This window comes from Rhizobium sp. BT-226, assembly GCF_025847085.2.
Lineage (GTDB): Bacteria > Pseudomonadota > Alphaproteobacteria > Rhizobiales > Rhizobiaceae > Rhizobium > Rhizobium sophorae.
Genome location: NZ_JAOYTI010000002.1, coordinates 1,654,630 through 1,672,414, shown reverse-complemented (window position 1 = coordinate 1,672,414; position 17,785 = coordinate 1,654,630). Strand labels below are relative to the sequence as shown.

At 61.0% G+C, this 17,785-nt stretch carries 17 protein-coding genes; 10 read left to right on the top strand and 7 right to left on the bottom strand.

The features are described 5' to 3' along the window. Positions 1–21 precede the first annotated feature (21 nt). The 4 genes from OIU37_RS18525 to OIU37_RS18510 form a co-directional block, all read right to left on the bottom strand. Positions 22–1,221, bottom strand: a complete 1,200-nt coding sequence (locus OIU37_RS18525; protein WP_171601950.1) for a mandelate racemase/muconate lactonizing enzyme family protein — start codon at positions 1,219–1,221, stop codon at positions 22–24. A 17-nt stretch (positions 1,222–1,238) separates the two neighbouring features. Beyond that, positions 1,239–2,600: a mandelate racemase/muconate lactonizing enzyme family protein gene (locus OIU37_RS18520; protein WP_171601949.1), complete on the bottom strand. Its 1,362-nt coding sequence runs from the start codon at positions 2,598–2,600 to the stop codon at positions 1,239–1,241. A 64-nt stretch (positions 2,601–2,664) separates the two neighbouring features. Further along, positions 2,665–3,831 (bottom strand): mandelate racemase/muconate lactonizing enzyme family protein, encoded by a 1,167-nt coding sequence (locus OIU37_RS18515; protein WP_171601948.1) that lies wholly within the window; start codon positions 3,829–3,831, stop codon positions 2,665–2,667. Between the two features lie 53 nt (positions 3,832–3,884). After that, the gene (locus tag OIU37_RS18510; protein WP_168308072.1) at positions 3,885–4,595 is read right to left on the bottom strand and encodes a GntR family transcriptional regulator; all 711 of its coding nucleotides are present in this window, start codon (positions 4,593–4,595) and stop codon (positions 3,885–3,887) included. A 206-nt stretch (positions 4,596–4,801) separates the two neighbouring features. On the opposite strand from OIU37_RS18510, the gene OIU37_RS18505 reads away from it, so the two are divergent. The 6 genes from OIU37_RS18505 to OIU37_RS18480 all read left to right on the top strand — a co-directional run bounded on the left by OIU37_RS18505 (position 4,802) and on the right by OIU37_RS18480 (position 11,271). Continuing rightward, the gene (locus OIU37_RS18505; RefSeq protein ID WP_171601946.1) at positions 4,802–6,283 is read left to right on the top strand and encodes a sugar ABC transporter substrate-binding protein; all 1,482 of its coding nucleotides are present in this window, start codon (positions 4,802–4,804) and stop codon (positions 6,281–6,283) included. Between the two features lie 74 nt (positions 6,284–6,357). Continuing rightward, positions 6,358–7,317, top strand: a complete 960-nt coding sequence (locus OIU37_RS18500) for a carbohydrate ABC transporter permease (protein ID WP_171601945.1) — start codon at positions 6,358–6,360, stop codon at positions 7,315–7,317. Then, positions 7,314–8,204, top strand: coding sequence for a carbohydrate ABC transporter permease (locus OIU37_RS18495; RefSeq protein ID WP_240604291.1), 891 nt, complete (start codon positions 7,314–7,316; stop codon positions 8,202–8,204). The genes OIU37_RS18500 and OIU37_RS18495 overlap by 4 nt, the downstream gene beginning before the upstream one ends. Before the next feature lie 10 nt (positions 8,205–8,214). Then, on the top strand, positions 8,215–9,312 hold the full coding sequence (locus OIU37_RS18490) for an ABC transporter ATP-binding protein (RefSeq protein WP_171601943.1): 1,098 nt from the start codon (positions 8,215–8,217) through the stop codon (positions 9,310–9,312). Positions 9,313–9,345: 33 nt separating this feature from the next. After that, positions 9,346–10,509: a mandelate racemase/muconate lactonizing enzyme family protein gene (locus OIU37_RS18485; RefSeq protein WP_264258286.1), complete on the top strand. Its 1,164-nt coding sequence runs from the start codon at positions 9,346–9,348 to the stop codon at positions 10,507–10,509. Between the two features lie 21 nt (positions 10,510–10,530). Beyond that, complete coding sequence (locus OIU37_RS18480; protein ID WP_264258285.1) at positions 10,531–11,271, top strand: ribonuclease activity regulator RraA; 741 nt, start codon at positions 10,531–10,533, stop codon at positions 11,269–11,271. A 6-nt stretch (positions 11,272–11,277) separates the two neighbouring features. Here the strand turns inward: OIU37_RS18480 and lepA are convergent, their stop codons facing one another. Continuing rightward, positions 11,278–13,110 (bottom strand): translation elongation factor 4, encoded by a 1,833-nt coding sequence (gene lepA, locus OIU37_RS18475; RefSeq protein ID WP_171601940.1) that lies wholly within the window; start codon positions 13,108–13,110, stop codon positions 11,278–11,280. A gap of 76 nt (positions 13,111–13,186) precedes the next feature. Further along, positions 13,187–13,885, bottom strand: coding sequence for a thiaminase II (gene tenA / locus OIU37_RS18470; protein WP_130662657.1), 699 nt, complete (start codon positions 13,883–13,885; stop codon positions 13,187–13,189). A gap of 138 nt (positions 13,886–14,023) precedes the next feature. Between tenA and OIU37_RS18465 the strand changes: the two genes are divergently transcribed. Together OIU37_RS18465 and OIU37_RS18460 are read left to right on the top strand one after the other, a co-directional pair. Continuing rightward, on the top strand, positions 14,024–14,590 hold the full coding sequence (locus tag OIU37_RS18465; RefSeq protein ID WP_264258284.1) for an XRE family transcriptional regulator: 567 nt from the start codon (positions 14,024–14,026) through the stop codon (positions 14,588–14,590). A gap of 24 nt (positions 14,591–14,614) precedes the next feature. Beyond that, positions 14,615–15,133 (top strand): GNAT family N-acetyltransferase, encoded by a 519-nt coding sequence (locus OIU37_RS18460; RefSeq protein ID WP_264258283.1) that lies wholly within the window; start codon positions 14,615–14,617, stop codon positions 15,131–15,133. A gap of 15 nt (positions 15,134–15,148) precedes the next feature. Here OIU37_RS18460 and OIU37_RS18455 read toward each other — a convergent pair whose 3' ends face one another. Then, positions 15,149–15,763: an HAD family hydrolase gene (locus tag OIU37_RS18455; protein ID WP_264258282.1), complete on the bottom strand. Its 615-nt coding sequence runs from the start codon at positions 15,761–15,763 to the stop codon at positions 15,149–15,151. A 133-nt stretch (positions 15,764–15,896) separates the two neighbouring features. Here OIU37_RS18455 and OIU37_RS18450 point away from each other — a divergent pair, with 133 nt between their 5' ends. Together OIU37_RS18450 and recX are read left to right on the top strand one after the other, a co-directional pair. Then, the gene (locus OIU37_RS18450) at positions 15,897–16,922 is read left to right on the top strand and encodes a histone deacetylase family protein (RefSeq protein ID WP_264258281.1); all 1,026 of its coding nucleotides are present in this window, start codon (positions 15,897–15,899) and stop codon (positions 16,920–16,922) included. 9 nt (positions 16,923–16,931) lie between these two features. Further along, entirely contained in the window at positions 16,932–17,483 is a 552-nt protein-coding gene (gene recX / locus OIU37_RS18445) for a recombination regulator RecX (RefSeq protein WP_264258280.1), read from the top strand. The last annotated feature ends 302 nt before the right edge of the window (positions 17,484–17,785 follow it).

Here is a 17,785-nt window from a genome sequence, read left to right as displayed (position 1 = left end):
GTTGTGCAGGCGCAGAGAGGTTCAGTCGAAGAAGCCCACATCCTCTTCTCTGAGATATCTCCTGGCCGCTTCGGCGTCGATATCGAGGCCCAGCCCCGGCGTTTCCAGTAGGTCCACCATGCTGTCCTTCACAATCTGCGGCGGCAAGCCGATTACCAGATCCTCCCACCAGGGATCGGAGGCGCTCGGATATTCGAACGCGATGTAATTTGCCGGCAAGGTGGCGCAGACATTGATCAACGCGCCGAGGCCCAGCAGGCCGTTAGCGACGCCGTGCGGTGCCATCAGGATCGAGTGCATGTAGGCGTGCTCGGCGACCCATTTGAGCTCGGCAATGCCGCCAATATCGGCTGGATCGGGGCCGATGACGCGCACCGCCTGCGTCTCGATCAGTTCCTTGAAATTGTGCCGCAGGTAGATCTGCTCACCGGTGTGGATTGGCGTCGAGGTGGAGGTTGTCAGTTCCCGATAGGCCTGCGGATTGACCCATGGCACGTAGTCGCCAGTCAGCATGTCCTCGAGCCACATCAAATTGTACTTCTCGACCGCGCGAGCGAACTTGATCGCATCGGGCAGCATCCAGCCCGGGCCGCAGTCGAGCGCCAGGCTGACTTTGTCGCCCAGCACTTCCTTCATCGCGATCACGCAGTCGAGCATGTGATTGAAACCGCGCTCGCTGATTGCGCCCTGATCCATGGCGCCGTGATAGCCGGCCTTCTTCTGCGTCACGCCGTAGTGGAAGTCCTCGATGGTGTCCTTCATGTTGGAGTGGAAGGAGATTCCTTGCTTGACCATGAAGAAGTTCTGCGGCTGCTCCATCATCCATTTGACGTCAGCGGCGTAATCCTCCGGCCGGTCGCCCGTGCGTTTCTGGCGAATCGAGCCATTGTAGACGCGCACCTTGTCCCGCACCTTGCCGCCGAGCAGTTTATAGACGGGCACCCCCGCGGCCTTGCCGGCAATATCCCACAGCGCGTGCTCGATAGCGCTCACCGCCGCGCCGTACGGCTTGAAAGAGCCGCGTTGGCGGATCTTCAGCATCACTCTCTCGACGTCGGTCGGGTCCTCGCCGATCAGCGCTTCGCGGAAATGCAGCACAAAGGGTTTGAGGTAGGACTTGGTGAATTCGACTTCACCCAAGCCATAGAGGCCCTCGTCCGTAACGATGCGGACGATCGGGTGTTTGCCGATAACGGCGCAGCGCAGATCGGTGATCTTCATCTTCGTTCCTTTTCGCCTCAGCTCCAGGTGCGATCCCAGGAATATTCATCGTCCCAGTGATCCGTGGGCTGCCAGATGCCGGTGACACCCGGCTGCAGATGCTGCGAGATCACCTCGTCGACGACGTCGTCAATCCCCAGGCCCGGCTTGTCCGGAACAGTGATGAAGCCGTCCTTCACCAGCGGCTTGGGAAGGCCGGTGACGATATCGTCCCACCAGTCGACATCGGCGGAGTGGTATTCGAGCGCCATGAAATTTTCGGTCGCGGTCGCCACATGTGCGGCGGCCATTGCGGCGATTGGACTTTCTGCCATGTGGATAGCCATGGCGACACCATGGTCCTGGCCCATATCTCCGATCTTCTTGGTCTCGAGGATGCCCCCACTGGTGAGCAGGTCCGGGTGGATAATGGAGACGCCGCCGCTCTTGAGCAGAGGCTCGAAGCCCTCCTTGAGGTATATGTCCTCGCCGGTGCAGATCGGCACCGTGGTGGAGTCCTGCAATTGTCGGTATTGCTCGCTATATTGCCACGGGATCACGTCCTCGAGCCAGGCTGGCACGTATTTTTCAATGCGCCTGGCAAGGCGAATGCCGTTCTGCACTGAAATATGGCCGATATGGTCGATGGCGAGCGGCACATCCATGCCGATGACCTCACGAACCTCGGCAATGTATTGCTCAAGGAAGTCGAGGCCCTTGTCGGAAAAGTGCAGGCCGGTAAACGGGTGCGGGACGTTATGCAAATCGTATGCAGCGTTGCGGACGCGCCGCTCTTCAATGGTCTTCAGCGGGCCGCGGCCGGGATGGTCGCGGTACCCTTCAAGTGAGCCGGCAGGAGACACGACCGCACCGGGCACATCCGCAATCTGCATCAATCCCAAATCCATCTTGAGGAAAGTGAAGCCGAGCTCCATGCGCTGCTTGAGGCGCCTGCCGGTCTCGGTGCCGCTCGGCACGGTGGCATCAGTGTCACAGTAGACGCGCACTTTCTCCCGAAACCGGCCGCCGAGCATCTGGTAGATAGGGACGCCATAGGCCTTGCCGGCAAGATCCCACAATGCGATTTCAACCGCCGATACGCCGCCGCCTTGCCGGCCGTGCCCGCCGAACTGCTTGATCCGGCGAAACAGTCGATCGATGTTGCAAGGGTTCTCGCCAAGCAACCGGCTTTTCAGCAGCAGCGCGTAGGTGGCGCTGGCGCCGTCGCGCACCTCGCCAAGCCCGACGATGCCCTGGTTGGTGTAAATCTTGAGCAGCACCGAGGTGAACGGCGCGCCGACAATTTCGGCGACCCGCATGTCGGTAATGCGAAGGTCGGATGGCTTGGAATGCGTGTTCACCCGATTGAGCGCCTCGTCGGCTCCATCTGCCTCTGGCATGATTTATCCTCGTTCTGTCGGCGGGGTTCGTCGCCGCGCGCGGCTGCGGCGGCATAGAGCGTCGCTAATCCAGCTCTATCTCGTGGTTTTGAAGGTAGTCGCGGTTCATTTCGACGCCGAGACCAGGCTTGGGCGTAAGCTTAAGGCTGCCGTTCGAAACATCGAGTGGTCTGTCGATGAGGTGATCGTATTTGCCCAGGTTCCACTCCGACGTTTCAAGTTTGTAGAAATTAGGAACGGTCATCATCACCTGCGCTCCCGCAACCACGTTGATCGGCCCTGCGGCGTCATGCGGCGAGACCGGGATGTAGTAGGCTTCGCACAGGGCAGAAATCTTCTTGAGTTCGGTAATGCCGCCGGTCCAGGTGACATCAGGCATGATGTAGTCGGCGAGCTTGTTTTCGAGCACCGGCACGAAATCCCATTTCGTGTGGCCGCGCTCGCCCCAGGATATAGCGGCGCTGACCTTCTCACGGACCTGCTTGAGGGCGTTGAGGCTCTCAGGCGGACAGGGCTCCTCGAACCAGTCGATCTGACCGGCTTCCTCGAGGCTCCGACAGAGGCGAATGGCGGTGGGAACGTCGAACCGGCCATGCGCATCGATGAGGATATCGACATCAGAGCCCGCTGTTTCGCGGATCAGGGCGGTGAGTTCGGCGGCCTCACGCTCATCCTTGCGGGTCATGCTGCCATCGAGGTAACCATCCCGCTGCTCGCGAGCCTGTCCATCGGCGATGCGGCCCTGGTGGGGGAAAGGATCGAACTTGAGCGCAGTGTGGCCCGACTCGACGATGTCTCGAATTTCCCGGACCACAGCCTCCTTGCTGGTAAACTTGCGCTGGTCGGGATGGGTGTAGAGCGAAATTTCGTCGCGCACCGGTCCGCCCAAGAGCTCATAAATCGGCTTACCAAGGACTTTGCCACGGATGTCCCAGAGGGCTATGTCAATGGCGCTCACGCATTCGACTGCGGCGCCGCGACTGCCCATGTAGGTGAAGCTGCGGAATATCTTGTGCCACAGATACTCGATACGCGCCGGGTCCTCGCCTGTCACAGCGGCACCGATCTGCCGCAGGATCGTGCAGAGGGCGCGATTGGCGAGCCTTGTCGTGGTGGTGATCTCTCCCCAGCCGCTCACCCCCTCGTCGGTCGTCACTTCGACGAACAGAAACTCTCCCCAATAAGAAGCATCGGATCTGATGAGCCACGGCCGAACGCTGGTGATTTTCATCTCAACTGCCTTTGCTGAAGTGATCGGGATAACGATATTGCTGGCCCTGTATTCTATCCTGCCCGAGCGGCGCTGCGCGCACGCATGTGTTCGAGGATGTGCCGGCCGGAGCCCTCGACGTGGCGTGCAATGAGTTCGGCTGCCTCGTTCGCATTTCCCGCTTTTACATGCGCGATGAGCTCGCGATGCTCGCTAAGGATCGCGGCACGCCGGGCGAGCGTGAAGTTGAACCGCCGGCTCACGGCTCGAAGCACTTCGCGATGCTTCCACCAAAGCTCGGCGGCATGGCGGTTGTAGTGCTTTTGGTACATGACGGTGTGAAAGGCGGTGTCCAGCTCGCTGTGCCTCAACGTATCGGCGAAGTCGTTCTCTTCAATCAGGCCTTGGATGCGTTCGAGTTCAGCAATGTCCTCGACGGTGGCCATATTCACGAACCATCGCGTCAGTGCCGGCTCGATCAAGACTCCGATCTCGTAGATGTCGCGAACAAAATCCTGATCTATGGGCCGCACGCGCGCTCCGCGGTTGGGAACTAAGGTGACAAAGCCCTCCCCGCGCAACAGTTGCAGAGCCTCGCGTACGGGGTTGGTCGAAGTGCCGTGGCGCCGGGCGAGATCGGTGACCACAAGCCGTTCATTGGCAGCGAGCCGCCCTTCGATGATGTCTTCCCTGATCAGCTGATAAAGCGAGGCACCCTCGCTGGAGGCCCCGATAGCGTCGATTCCTTCGGGTGGCTGTGCTTTAAAATCGCTTGTTTCGGCCAAGGCTGTCCCCAATCAATACATACATTGCTCGGATATCACGCGATGTTTCGGTAAACAATGTACGATTTCGCTAGTTGACAGGCAATCCACGATCTGAAAACGTACGATAAGGTCAAAGGGATACATTGGGTGGAAAGCCCCGCGACCGGGAGGAACGACCGCTCGCCTCGACGCAGAGCGGCATGGGAGAACCTGGAGGATACCCTATGACGAGGATTTCACTCGGCGGTGCCGTCCTGCGCGGCACTGTCTCCACTGCTTTGATGGTATCGCTGATGTCCGCGTCGGCGCTGGGTGCGCCGCCGGTCGACTTGAACCAGTGGTCGCCGGAATATGTGCGCTCCATTGCCGGCACACAGGATTTTGACACGGCGGGCGATTGCGCCAAGGTCACCCCGCTCGACTACAAGGGGCGACTGACTTTCTGGTATCAGGGCGTGTTCGAGGGCGACCCCGACCTCCTGCGCCAGTATTACAAGGAGTTCTTCGAGACCTTCCGCAAAACCTATCCAAACATCCAGCTTGAGGAACAAGCCCTCACCTATAACGACCTTCTGGACAAGTTCCGGACCGCGCTCCTGGGCAATGCAGCGCCCATGGCGGTCCGCCTGCAAATCCTGGGTGGCACCGAGTTCGCCTCAAAGGGCTATCTGCAGCCGCTCAAACCCGAGGATATAGGGTATTCGACCGAGGACTTCTGGCCTGGCGCAATGAAGGCCGTGACCTGGGAGGGGGTAACCTACGGGCTTCCAACCAACAATGAAACGATGGCGTTCATCTGGAACGCCGACGTCTTCAAGCGCGCAGGTCTCGATCCGGACAAGGCTCCGGCAACCTGGGACGACGTCGTCAAGTATTCCAAGCAGATCCACGACAAGCTCGGCATTGCCGGTTACGGCCTCGTGGCTCGCAAGAATGCCGGCAACACGCCGTACCGCTTCATGCCGCAGCTGTGGGCCTATGGCGGCGGCGTCTTCGACGAAGCCACCGCGAACCCGAGCTATAAGCAGGTCGAGCTCAATAGCCCGCAGAGCAAGGCGGCGCTGCAAGCCTCGTACGATATGTATGTTCGCGACAAGTCGGTTCCGGTTTCGGCACTCACCAACCAGCAGGCAGATAACCAGCCTCTCTTCCTCGCTGGCCAGCTCGGCATGATGGTCTCGCACCCCTCCGACTACAATGTCATGCTCGACCTGCAGAAGAAGGCGACAGGCCCCGACAAGGACAAGGCGCAGACCGTCATCGACAACATGCGCTACGGTCTGATTCCGACTGGCCCCGACGGCAAGCGTGCCGTCGTGTTTGGCGGCTCGAACATTCACATCCTGAAACCCGAGTATGTCGAGGGCGGCAAGGTAGACGAGCCGGCTGCAAAGGCTATCATCTGCATGTGGACGAGCCCCGAATGGTCGCTGAAGATGGCCTATGCCGGCTCGAACCCGGGAAACCTTAACGGCTTCAAGACCAAATGGATGAAGGAGCGTCTGGACAACATCAAGTTCCTTGATGTCACGACCTCGATGCTGCCATACGGCATCCCGTTCCCGGCGCTGCCGCAGTCCCCCGAGATCATGAATATCATCGTCCCGGACATGCTGCAGAATGCCCTGACCGGAGCCATGACCGTCGACCAGGCAGCGGACGACGCGGCCAAGAAGGTCAAAGACCTGATGGACGGTGGGCTCTAGTCCAAGTCCGACGATCTGACCGGCTGCGCATCGATCGCAGCCGGTTTCGTTCCCAAGGATGAGGGCTCTGCACAGTGACGATCTTGACTGCGAAGGCCGAGGTTCCCCGACGACTGCAACCTCGTAGGTCCGGAGTGCTACGAAAGATCTGGGAGCATCGCGCTGACTACGCGTACGTGCTTCCTGCGATCGCCGTCATGCTCATCGTCATAGCCTATCCTATCTATTACACGATCGAGCTGTCGTTCTTCAATACACCGCCCGGCCTGCAGCTTCGGGACAAGATTTTCGTAGGTTTCGACAACTACACTTCCATCCTCAAAAGCCCGGTGTTCTGGACGGTTACCTCGAACACTCTTATCTGGACATTGGGATCGACCATCATCGCGTTTGTCCTGGGGTTCGGTTGCGCCCTCGCACTTCATCGTGACTTTGTCGGCCGCGGCGTCCTGCGCGCCATCCTGATCATTCCCTGGGTCATCAGCGCGGTCGCCGCGTCCTATATCTGGAAATGGATCTACCATTCGGACTTTGGGATCATCGGCGCGGTGCTGGTCGGCCTCGGATTGGCGGACCGGCCGCCGAATTTCATCGACAGCGTCAGCACAGTGCTGCCGTCGCTGATCGTCGTGAATATCTGGCGAGAGTTTCCGTTCGCCATGATCATGATGATGGCTGGCCTGCAGACGGTTCCCGACCAGTTGCTGCGCGCCGCAAAAGTCGACGGAGCCAATGCATGGCAGCGGTTCTGGCACGTCACCTTCCCGCACTTGAGAAACGTCTCGACTGTGACGATCCTTCTGCTGGCTGTGGCCAACTTCAACTCTTTCATCATCCCCTGGATCATGACCGGCGGCGGGCCGTCGAACGCATCGCATATCTGGATCACCCACATTTATGAGCTCGCCTTCGGCCGCCAGCGCTGGGGTGTGGCATCGGCCTATTCGGTGCTGCTGTTTCTGATCCTGATGTCGCTCGGCTACTTCTACGTCCGTGCGCTAAGCGGCAACGAGCGGAAGGATGGGAGCGCATGAGCACGATTGCCGAGACTGCTTCTCGAGGCCAGGCCCGTCGCCGTATGCGCATCGACGGATGGCGATGGGGCGGACGCATCTTTCTCGCGTTCATGCTGCTTTACACCGCGTTGCCGATGATCTGGATGCTGATCACCTCGATCAAGTCCGGCTTCGCGGCCTTGCAATTCCCGCCGCAATGGTGGCCTGACCAACCCACCCTTGACAGCTACCAGAAGCTGCTCGATCCGCAAAACAGCGTCGGCCAGGACTTCCTTCGTTTCTTCTGGAACAGCCTTTTCGTCTCCACGGCCACGACCATCCTTTCGGTGATCGTGGCGGTTCCTGCGGCCTACGCGTTTTCGCGTTTCACCTTCCCGGGCCGGAACTTTCTGTTCTTCGCCGTCTTGCTTCGCAATATGTTCCCGGCGGTGATCTTTCTCGTGCCGCTCTTCATCCTGATGCGGGCGATCGGGCTGGTGAACACGCATGGGTCGCTCGTTCTCACCTACCTCACATTCGGCCTGCCGCTGGCGATCTGGCTCCTCAAAGGCTTCTACGATAACATCCCGGTGCAGCTCGAGCAGGCGGCGCGCATCGACGGTGCGACGCGGTTCCAGGCCTTTCTCCTGATCGTGATGCCGCTCTCGGCGCCAGGAATCATCGCCACGGCGATCTATTCCTTCATCGGCGCGTGGAACGAGTACATCTACGCCTACACCTTCCTCTCCAAGAACGAGCAGTTGACACTGCCGGTCGGCATCCAGCGCTTCTTCTCCGAGAATACGACGGACTTTCCGGGCCTGATGGCGGCCAGCTTTATGATGAGCGTGCCCGTCGTGGTCCTGTTCCTCGTCCTGCAACGATACTTCGTACGCGCCCTTACGGAAGGCGCAGTTAAACACTAGGGAGTTGCCGGTGGCCCACGTGGTCCTCAAAGATCTTGTCAAGACCTATGGCAGCTTCAAAGCTGTCAACGATGTTTCGCTGACGGTCAATGACGGCGAATTCGTTGCGCTCGTCGGCCCTTCAGGCTGCGGCAAAACAACCACGCTCAATCTTGTAGCGGGGCTGATCCCCATCACATCGGGCGACATCGTCATCGGGGACCGGGTGGTCAACGACCTCGACCCTAAGGACCGGGACATCGCAATGGTGTTCCAGAACTACGCGCTCTATCCGCAAAAATCGGTCTATAAAAATCTGGCGTTCCCGCTGCAGATGCGCAAACTGCCAAGGGACGAGATCGACAAGAAGGTCAAGGAAGCAGCGCGCGTGCTCGACATGACGCAGCTGCTCGAGCGCAAGCCGCGCGAACTTTCGGGCGGGCAACAGCAGCGTGTGGCCCTGGGCCGCGCCCTCGTTCGCGATCCGGCGGTATTCCTGATGGATGAACCACTCTCCAACCTCGACGCGAAGCTGCGCGTGCAGATGCGCTCGGAGATCAAGCGCTTCCACCAGGACCTCAAGGCAACGATCATCTATGTGACGCACGACCAGCTCGAAGCCGTGACCATGGCCGACAGGATGGCGGTGATGAACGGCGGCTACCTGCAGCAATACGATTCACCGGCGCAGGTCTTTGCCCATCCGGTGAACATGTTCGTTGCCAGCTTCGTCGGCAGCCCGGCGATGAGCCTTGTTCCGCTGGAGGCATCAACGGCAAGCGGCAATACTGTTTTGACCAGCGCGGAGGGCTGGCGCCTCGAGCTCTCGCCAGAAAACGCCCAGAAGGTCGCGAGAGCAACCACCAAGAAAGTCGTGCTCGGCGCACGTCACTCGGCGATCAAGCTGCACAAGAGTGCGGTGCCAGGAAGCATTCCTGCCAAGGCCTATACGGTGGAGCCGACCGGAGACGTCACCTTCGTACAGGCGTTCCTGTCTGGCGCCATCGTCAACGTCAGCGTGCCGCCGACCATTGCCGTCGCACCGGACGAAAAGATTTGGCTCGAGTTCGACCAGGAGCGGATGCATCTGTTCGACGGCGAAACAGAAATGGCCCTCATGGCCAACTGACTCAAAGCCGATGCGTCTGGAACGAGGGTGTGGATGACTACGAAGCTTAAAATCACCGCTATCAAGCCCTATCCAGTATGGGTAGGAACACGCAACCAGATGCTGGTCAAGGTCGAGACCGACAACGGCATCTTCGGATGGGGCGAGAGCGGCTTGAGCGGTCGCGAGAAGGCCGTGGCCGGCGCGATCGAGCACTATCGCGAGTTTCTCATCGGCCGCGACCCGATGCAGATTGGTCGGATCTGGCAAGAAGTGTATCGCAGTCAATACTTCGAAGGCGGGCGCGTTCTGCAGGCGGCGATTTCCGCCATAGACCTTGCCCTTCACGACATCAAGGGCAAGGCACTGGGGGTGCCGGCCTACGACCTGCTGGGCGGCAAGCAGCGCGACCGCATTCCTACCTTCGCCTCGACCGGTGACGAAGCCGAAGGCGATGTTGCCATCGAACGAGCCCGCGAACTACGCGCACAGGGGTGGCAGGCGATCCGCTTCTTTCCCATCGGGCAAAACAGCAAGGACATCTTTGAGCCGCGCGAATCGATCGGCGCTTCCGCAAGCATGCTGAATAAGGCGCGTGAGGCGCTGGGCGACGAGGTCGTCCTCGGCATCGACTATCATCATCGGCTGTCGGTGGCAGAGGCGGCGAGCTTCTGTAACAAGCTCGGCCGTGGCGTGCTTGATTTCCTCGAGGAGCCGATACGAGATGAAACACCCGAGGCCTACGAATCCCTGCGCACGATGACCGACATCCCCTTCGCCATCGGCGAGGAATTTGCCAGCAAGTGGCAATTCCTGCCCTACGTCGAGCGTGGTATCCACCAGTTCAACCGGCTCGACGTTTGCAATGTCGGCGGGCTCACCGAAGCGATGAAGGTCGCCGGTTGGAGCGAGGCGCATTATGTCGACCTGATGCCCCACAATCCCCTTGGCCCGGTCTGCACGGCCGCGACCATCCATCTCGCCGCCGCGGTACCGAATTTCGCCTGGCTCGAGACCAGGGCACCCGAAGCAAAGCTCGGCTTCGATAATTCCGACTTCTTCCCCGTGCAGCCACGGCTCGACGGCCCCGACTATCCGGTCAGCGATCTGCCGGGGCTCGGCGTCGAGGTCAACGAAGAGGCGGTCAAGGCGGAGAGCTTTCGTTTCTGGGAAGCGCCTCACCTGAAGCGCCGCGACGGTTCTGTTACGAACTGGTAGTTTCATCCACCGGAGCCTCAAATGACGCATACTCCCGACATTACGCGACCGCCCAAAGACCTGATCGACTCACTGAAGGAAATCGGCGCCGCGACGGTTTCAGGCACGCTTGGCCACATGGGCTTCCGCAATCCGCACATGGTCGGTCCCGTGGCGCAGAACCGCGGGAAGTCGATCGTCGGGCCGGCGCTGACGCTCCAGTTCATGCCGCAGCGGCCGGACCTCTTCACCGAGGGAGAATATGCCGATCCGGAGACGCAGTTGCACCGGCACGTGCTCTATCACGCGCAGGAGGGCGATGTGGTCGTGGTCGACGCGCGCGGCGACATGAGCTCGGGCGTCTTCGGCGATATGATGTCGACCTATTTCAAAGGCAGAGGCGGCGCTGGCATCGTAATCGACGGGTGCATGCGTGATCGGCCCAATGTCGAGAAGCTGGATCTCCCCCTATGGCTACGTGGCTGGACTCCCAACTACCATGTGCAGACCAGCATTTATCCCAATGCCGTCAACGTTCCGATTGCCTGCGGCGGTGTCACGGTAATCCCCGGCGACATCATCGTCGCCGACGATGACGGGGTGGTGGTGCTTCCAGTCGCAATGGCCTCGAAGGTAATCGAAGAGTCGCAAAAGCATCACGATTGGGAGGAGTTCTCGCGAGTGAAGCTTATGGAGGGCGGGTTGTTGCAGCGCTACTATCCGCTGCATGACGATGCCCGCGGAGAGTACGAAGAGTGGCGCAAAACAAACCGCCTCCGTTGAGAAGTATTATTCGTCGCCCATCTTCAACGCCGCGATGAAGGCTTCCTGGGGAATCTCCACCTTGCCGAACTGGCGCATGCGCTTCTTGCCGGCCTTCTGCTTGTCAAGCAGCTTGCGCTTGCGGGTGGCGTCGCCGCCGTAGCATTTCGCGGTCACGTCCTTGCGCAGTGCCGAGATCGTCTCGCGGGCAATGACGTTGCCGCCGATCGCCGCCTGGATCGGGATCTTGAACATGTGCTTCGGGATCAGCTCCTTGAGCTTCTCGCACATGTCGCGGCCGCGCTTTTCGGCCGCCGTCCGGTGCACCATCATCGACAGCGCGTCGACCGGTTCGCCGTTGACGAGGATCGACATCTTCACGAGGTTGCCCTCGCGGTGGTCGGTCAGCATATAGTCGAAGGAGGCATAACCCTTCGAGATCGACTTCAGCCGGTCGTAGAAATCGAAGACGACTTCGTTGAGTGGAAGGTCGTAGGTCAGCATTGCGCGCGTGCCGACATAGGTAAGCTCGATCTGGATGCCGCGCCGGTCCTGGCAGAGCTTCAGGATGCCGCCGAGATAATCGTCGGGCGTCAGGATCGTCGCGCGGATCCACGGCTCGTGGATTTCGGAGATCTTGACGACATCGGGCATGTCGGCCGGATTGTGCAGCTCGCGCTCCGTGCCGTCGGTCATGTACATCTTGTAGACGACCGAGGGTGCTGTGGCGATGAGGTCGAGGTCGAACTCGCGCTCGAGCCGTTCCTGGATGATTTCGAGATGCAGCAGGCCGAGGAAGCCGCAGCGGAAACCGAAGCCGAGGGCGGCCGACGATTCCATTTCGAAGGAGAAGGAGGCGTCGTTGAGGCGAAGCTTGCCCATTGCGGCGCGCAGATCCTCGAAATCGGCGGCATCGACCGGGAAGAGACCGCAGAACACCACCGGCTGCGCCGGCTTGAAGCCCGGCAGCGCCTGGGCCGTCGGCCGCTTGTCCTCGGTGATCGTATCGCCGACGCGGGTATCGGCCACTTCCTTGATCGAGGCGGTGATGAAACCGATCTCGCCGGGGCCGAGGCTGTCGACAGTGACCATCTTCGGCGTCAGCACGCCGACGCGCTCCACCTGGTATTTCGCATCGGTGCCCATCATCCGCACCGTCTGGCCCTTGGTCAGCACACCGTCGATGATGCGCACGAGAACCATGACCCCCAGATAGGTGTCGTACCAGCTGTCGACGAGCAGCGCCTTCAGCGGCGCCTTGTCGCCGCCCGGGCTCTTCGGCGCCGGCAGCTTGTGGACGATCGCTTCCAGCACATCGGGAATGCCGAGGCCGGTCTTGGCCGAAATCAGCACCGCCTCCGAGGCGTCGATGCCGATCACTTCCTCGATCTGTTCCTTGATGCGGTCGGGTTCGGCGGCCGGCAGGTCGATCTTGTTGAGGACGGTGACGATCTCGTGGTTGTTGTCGATCGCCTGGTAGACGTTGGCGAGCGTCTGCGCTTCGACGCCCTGGCTGGCGTCGACGACGAGCAGCGAACCTTCGCAGGCCGACAGCGACCGCGAGACTTCATAGGCGAAGTCGACATGGCCGGGCGTGTCGATCAGGTTGAGAATGTATTTCTCGCCATTGTTCGCCTGGTAATGCAGGCGCACGGTCTGGGCCTTGATGGTGATGCCGCGCTCGCGCTCGATATCCATATTGTCGAGCACCTGCTCGGACATTTCGCGCTCGGCAAGGCCGCCCGTCGTCTGGATCAGGCGGTCGGCCAGCGTCGATTTGCCGTGGTCGATATGGGCCACGATCGAAAAGTTGCGGATATGGGACAGCGGAGTGGTGGAATTGGTGCTCATGCGCGCCATATAGCAGCGCCGCCCCCTGCCGCAAAGCGGTAATTATCCCACTGTTTACGCTATTTCGTCCTGTGTCGGGTGCGTATCAGACCGGCCACGTCTCCAGCCGCCAGGCCGAATCCCAGAACATCCATTCATATTGCGAGGCGCGCACGAAGACATCGGTCATTTGCGCCCGCTCCACCGGCGATGCGGCGCGGGCGGCGATGTCGGTCAGTGCGATCACCTCGCGGGCACCGGCGGCAAATTGCGGGTCGCCATAGGTGTTGATCCAGGCCTGGAAGGCATTGCCCTCGATAACAGGCCGGTTCTTGATCGCTTCGCCGACGTGCCAGTAGATCCAGAAGCAGGGAAGGATGGAGGACAGCGCCACCGCGTAGGAGCTGTGATAGGCGGTGGCAAGCAGGAAGTTCGTATAGGCAAAGCCGGCAGGCGAGGGCTCGGCTGATGTGACATCCGCGGAGGTGATGCCGAACTGGGTGAGGAAGCCGGCATGCAAGCCCTGCTCGACAGTGATCGCCTTCTGCGCCGAACCGAGGAAGCGCAGGACCTGCGCATTGTCGGGCGCTTTGGCCGCAACGATCGCAAGGCATCGCGCATAATGCTTCAGGTAGAGCGCATCCTGCAGGATGTAATGCCGGAAAACCTCAGGCGGGAGCGTGCCGTCCGAAAGGCGCTGCAGCAATGGCAACGCCTCGATCTCGGCCATGATGGGCGCGATCCTGTCCCAGGCGGCAGCCGTGAAGCTCCCTGTCAGTTCCGTGCTCTGTGTACTGGCGTCCATCGCTCTCTCCTCGGATTACGCCGCCATATATGGACGGCGCAGCGGCGAAAGCAAGGCGCGTTTGGCCGCTTTTTGTAGTCACTTGATTCCATCATCAGATACTGTATTTCTCTTATAGTGGAATCATGGGACTGGAAAATGGAACTGGAACTCGAACAGGCGATCGGCATCCGCATCCGCACGCTGCGGCAGGAAAAGGCTCTGACGCTCGATGATCTGGCTGGGGCCTCCGGCGTCAGCCGGGCGATGATCTCGCGCATCGAACGGGCGGAGGCGAGCCCGACCGCCTCGCTCCTGGCAAGGATCTGCGCAGCACTCGGCCTGTCGCTGTCGGCCTTCTTTGCGGAAGAGGGGCAGGCCTCGCCGCTTGCCCGAAGGCAGGAACAGCAGGTCTGGCGCGATCCGGAGACCGGTTATATCAGACGGTCTGTTTCACCGCCGGGCACGGCTTCCGATGTCGATATCGTCGAGGTCGAATTCCCGGCCGGCGCCCGTGTCAGCTTTCCCCCGCATGCGAGCGCCCATGGCATGACGCAGCATATCTGGCTGTTCGACGGCGAGTTGGAGATGACGGCGGCTGAGACCATCTACCGGCTGCGCCGGGGCGATTGCCTCTTCATGCCGGTCGGCGAGGGTCACGTCTTCCACAATCCGGGCAACGCGCCGGCGCGCTATTGCGTCGTGCTCGATCGCGGCGGCCGATAGAAGTATTCAATTCAGGAGAACAGCATGCCTGCTATTCGTACCCTTTCCGCCGAGGAGGCCCGCGCCGCCATTCCGGCACTTTCGGAGGTGCTTGCCGATTGCGTCGCGGGCGGCGCCTCCGTCGGCTTCATGCAGCCCTATGGGCCTGAAGATGCCGAGCCCTATTGGCGTGATGTCGCCGATGCCGTTGCCACCGGCGGCAATCTGCTGCTGGTCGCTGAACTCGACGGCAGGATCGTCGGCACGGTGCAGGTGGGGGCCGCGCAGATGCCGAACCAGCCTCATCGCGGCGACCTGAAGAAGCTGCTGGTGCACCGCTCCGCCCGCGGCAAGGGGCTCGCCCGGCTGCTGATGGACGCCGCCGAGCGCGAGGCGGCGAGCCGCGGCAAGACCCTGCTCGTGCTCGACACGGCAACCGGCAGCGATGCCGAGGCGATCTATCCGCGCCTGGGCTGGCAGCGCGTCGGCGTCATTCCGGATTATGCGCTGTGGCCGGAAGGCGGCTTCTGCGCCACCACCCTGTTCTACAAGCGGCTCAATTGATTGCGCCGGCCTCGCTCATGCCGGCCTGGCGAAGACGGGAAGCGCGCCGCCGAGCGTCGCGCCCGCCGTCCATTGCGCGGCATTCCAGCCGAACTGCCGTGCCGCTTCGATATTCGCCGCCATATCGTCGATGAAGGCGATCTCGCCGGGCAGCACGCCGGCACGCTCGGTCGCCAGCCGGAAGAAATCCGGGGAAGGCTTGCTGTGTCCGAGTGCTGCGGAATAGATGATGTCGTCGAAATGCGCGCTAAGGCCGATCTGCTCCATCAGGTAGCGTGCCCGCCTATGCTCCTGGTTGGTCGCCAGCAAGAGAGTGATGCCGCTTTGCCTGAGAGCAGCGAGTTCTTCGAGCAGATTGCGGTCGAGGCGGGAATCGTTTTCGAACCAGTAGTCGATCAGTGTTTCGGCGCCGAGGTGGGGCGCGATCTTTGCGAGAACGCCGGCGAGCCGCGGTTCCAGCGCCTCGCGGCCGATGATGATATCGCGCCACCAGTAGGTCTGGAAGAATTCCTGCTGCAGCAGATCGTGGCGCAGCCCGAGATCGCGCTCCAGATAGGCGAAGTGCGGCAACCCGTCGGTCGGACGACCATGAATGAGCACACCGTCGACATCGACCATCAGCACTTTCATGCGGGAAATTTCCTCGTTCTCAAAACACCGGCGAAGGTGGCGTCATTATTCCAGACGATCAAGGGCACGCACCGCTTTTTTGTCAGGGCCGAGCCGTGTAAATCTCCATTGTCAATCAAGGGCAGGAACTGAAATGCGCGTCATCTATTCCGAAGATCACAAGCTGCGTGATGCCAGGACCGAGCTGCATGCCGGCCAGCTGGTGACGCCTTTCGAGGCGCCGTTTCGCGTCGAATGGATCCTGGCGGCGGTCAAGGAGGCGGGCTTTACCGACGTGGTGGCGCCCGATGCGCACGGGTTGGAAACGGCGCTAAGAGTGCATGATCCCGCCTATCTGGATTTTCTTGCCACCGTGTGGGACCGCTGGGTGGCGGCCGGTTTTACGGGCGAGGCGATCGCCAATTCCTTCGCCGTTCGCCGCACCAGCCAGCGCGTGCCCGACAATATCGTCGGCGCGATCGGCCACTATGCCAATGCCGCCGACACCTCGATCACCAAAGGCTCCTACGAGGCGGCGATCGCCTCCATGCGCTGCGCGATCACGGGCGCCGACTGGCTGAATGCCGGCAATCCTTTCGCCTTCGCGCTCTGCCGCCCGCCCGGCCACCATGCCGGCATCGATCTCTTCGGCGGCTACTGCTTCATCAACAATTCGGGCGTCGCCGCGCAGCGGCTGCTCGATCATGGTGCGAGGAAAGTCGCGGTGCTGGATGTCGATTTCCATCATGGCAACGGCACGCAGGATCTATTCTATCACAGAGGCGATGTCTTCACCGCCTCGCTGCATGGCGATCCCATGCATGCCTTTCCTTATTTCCTCGGCCATGCCGACGAGGAAGGCGAGGGGGAGGGCACGGGCGCCAACCGCAACTATCCGATGCCGCCGGGTACGCCTTGGGATGTCTGGTCTTCGGCCCTTGCCGATGCGCTGGCCCGCATCAAGACCTTCGGCGCCGAGGCGATCGTCGTGGCACTCGGCGTCGATACTTTCGAGCGCGACCCGATCTCCTCCTTCAGCCTCACCTCGGACGATTTCACCCGCATGGGCGCGATGATATCAGCCGCCAGCCTGCCGGTGCTCGCCTGCATGGAGGGTGGTTACGGCGTGCCGGAGATCGGCCTCAACGTCGCCAATGTCCTCAAAGGTCTGGAAGCCTGATCACTGCCGATGACCGACGAGACCGTTCCATCCGACATTCCGACATCCCGCATGCTGAGTTGGGCGCGCAACTCCGCTATCTATCGCCTCGAGCGGCGGATGATGACGGAAAAGCAGCTGTTTGACGCCATCACCCGTAAGGCCAAGGAGAAATTCGAGGGTATCAGCGCGGCACAGCTGAAGGCCGTCGCCGATTTCGCTGTCAAATTTGCCTATGACAACAAGGTGCTCGACGATCACGCCTATGCGGAGATCAGCACGCGCTCTGCCGTCCGCGGCGGTAAATCGAAGCGGGCGATCGCCCAGAAGCTTGCTGCCAAGGGCGTCTCCAGCGACAAGGTCGAAGTGGCACTTGAGGAGGCTGACGATCTCTATGCCGCCGCGATTTTTGCCCGCAAACGCGCCTTCGGCCCCTTTCGACGGGTCGAACTCGACGAAAAGCGAAAGGCGAAAGAGCTTTCGGCTTTCGCCCGCAAGGGCTTCAGCTTCGACATCGGCAGGAAGGTCTTCGACATGAGCTTCGAAGACGCCGAAGAGGTCATCCTCGCGGGCCGTCGCTGATATTGCATACGAGCTTTTGCTTGGCCGGTTCTCGCCGATGGCTGCCCCTCACCCTAACCTGCCGGGGTCGAGCCACTCGTCTCGACCCGTCCTTCGGACCCCCGTAAAAAACGGGGAGAGGGGACGTGCCCTGCGAGAGGCGGGAGAGGAACGGGAAGGTTGCGGCGATCCCCCTTCGCCCCGCGAGCGGGGAGAAGGTGCCGGCAGGCGGATGAGGGGCTCGCCGGCCGTTCCTTGGCGCCTCAGCATCAGCGCTCTTGATCCCGGCATGAAAAGTTTGAATTTGGTTCTCACGCGTCTTC

Bases quoted from the DNA above. Each gene is read 5' to 3' on its own strand.
- OIU37_RS18525 (WP_171601950.1), bottom strand. From the start codon at position 1,221: ATGAAGATCACCGATCTGCGCTGCGCCGTTATCGGCAAACACCCGATC.
- OIU37_RS18520 (WP_171601949.1), bottom strand. From the start codon at position 2,600: ATGCCAGAGGCAGATGGAGCCGACGAGGCGCTCAATCGGGTGAACACG.
- OIU37_RS18515 (WP_171601948.1), bottom strand. From the start codon at position 3,831: ATGAAAATCACCAGCGTTCGGCCGTGGCTCATCAGATCCGATGCTTCT.
- OIU37_RS18505 (WP_171601946.1), top strand. From the start codon at position 4,802: ATGACGAGGATTTCACTCGGCGGTGCCGTCCTGCGCGGCACTGTCTCC.
- OIU37_RS18495 (WP_240604291.1), top strand. From the start codon at position 7,314: ATGAGCACGATTGCCGAGACTGCTTCTCGAGGCCAGGCCCGTCGCCGT.
- OIU37_RS18485 (WP_264258286.1), top strand. From the start codon at position 9,346: ATGACTACGAAGCTTAAAATCACCGCTATCAAGCCCTATCCAGTATGG.
- OIU37_RS18480 (WP_264258285.1), top strand. From the start codon at position 10,531: ATGACGCATACTCCCGACATTACGCGACCGCCCAAAGACCTGATCGAC.
- lepA (WP_171601940.1), bottom strand. From the start codon at position 13,110: ATGGCGCGCATGAGCACCAATTCCACCACTCCGCTGTCCCATATCCGC.
- tenA (WP_130662657.1), bottom strand. From the start codon at position 13,885: ATGGACGCCAGTACACAGAGCACGGAACTGACAGGGAGCTTCACGGCT.
- OIU37_RS18465 (WP_264258284.1), top strand. From the start codon at position 14,024: ATGGAACTGGAACTCGAACAGGCGATCGGCATCCGCATCCGCACGCTG.
- OIU37_RS18460 (WP_264258283.1), top strand. From the start codon at position 14,615: ATGCCTGCTATTCGTACCCTTTCCGCCGAGGAGGCCCGCGCCGCCATT.
- OIU37_RS18455 (WP_264258282.1), bottom strand. From the start codon at position 15,763: ATGAAAGTGCTGATGGTCGATGTCGACGGTGTGCTCATTCATGGTCGT.
- OIU37_RS18450 (WP_264258281.1), top strand. From the start codon at position 15,897: ATGCGCGTCATCTATTCCGAAGATCACAAGCTGCGTGATGCCAGGACC.
- recX (WP_264258280.1), top strand. From the start codon at position 16,932: ATGACCGACGAGACCGTTCCATCCGACATTCCGACATCCCGCATGCTG.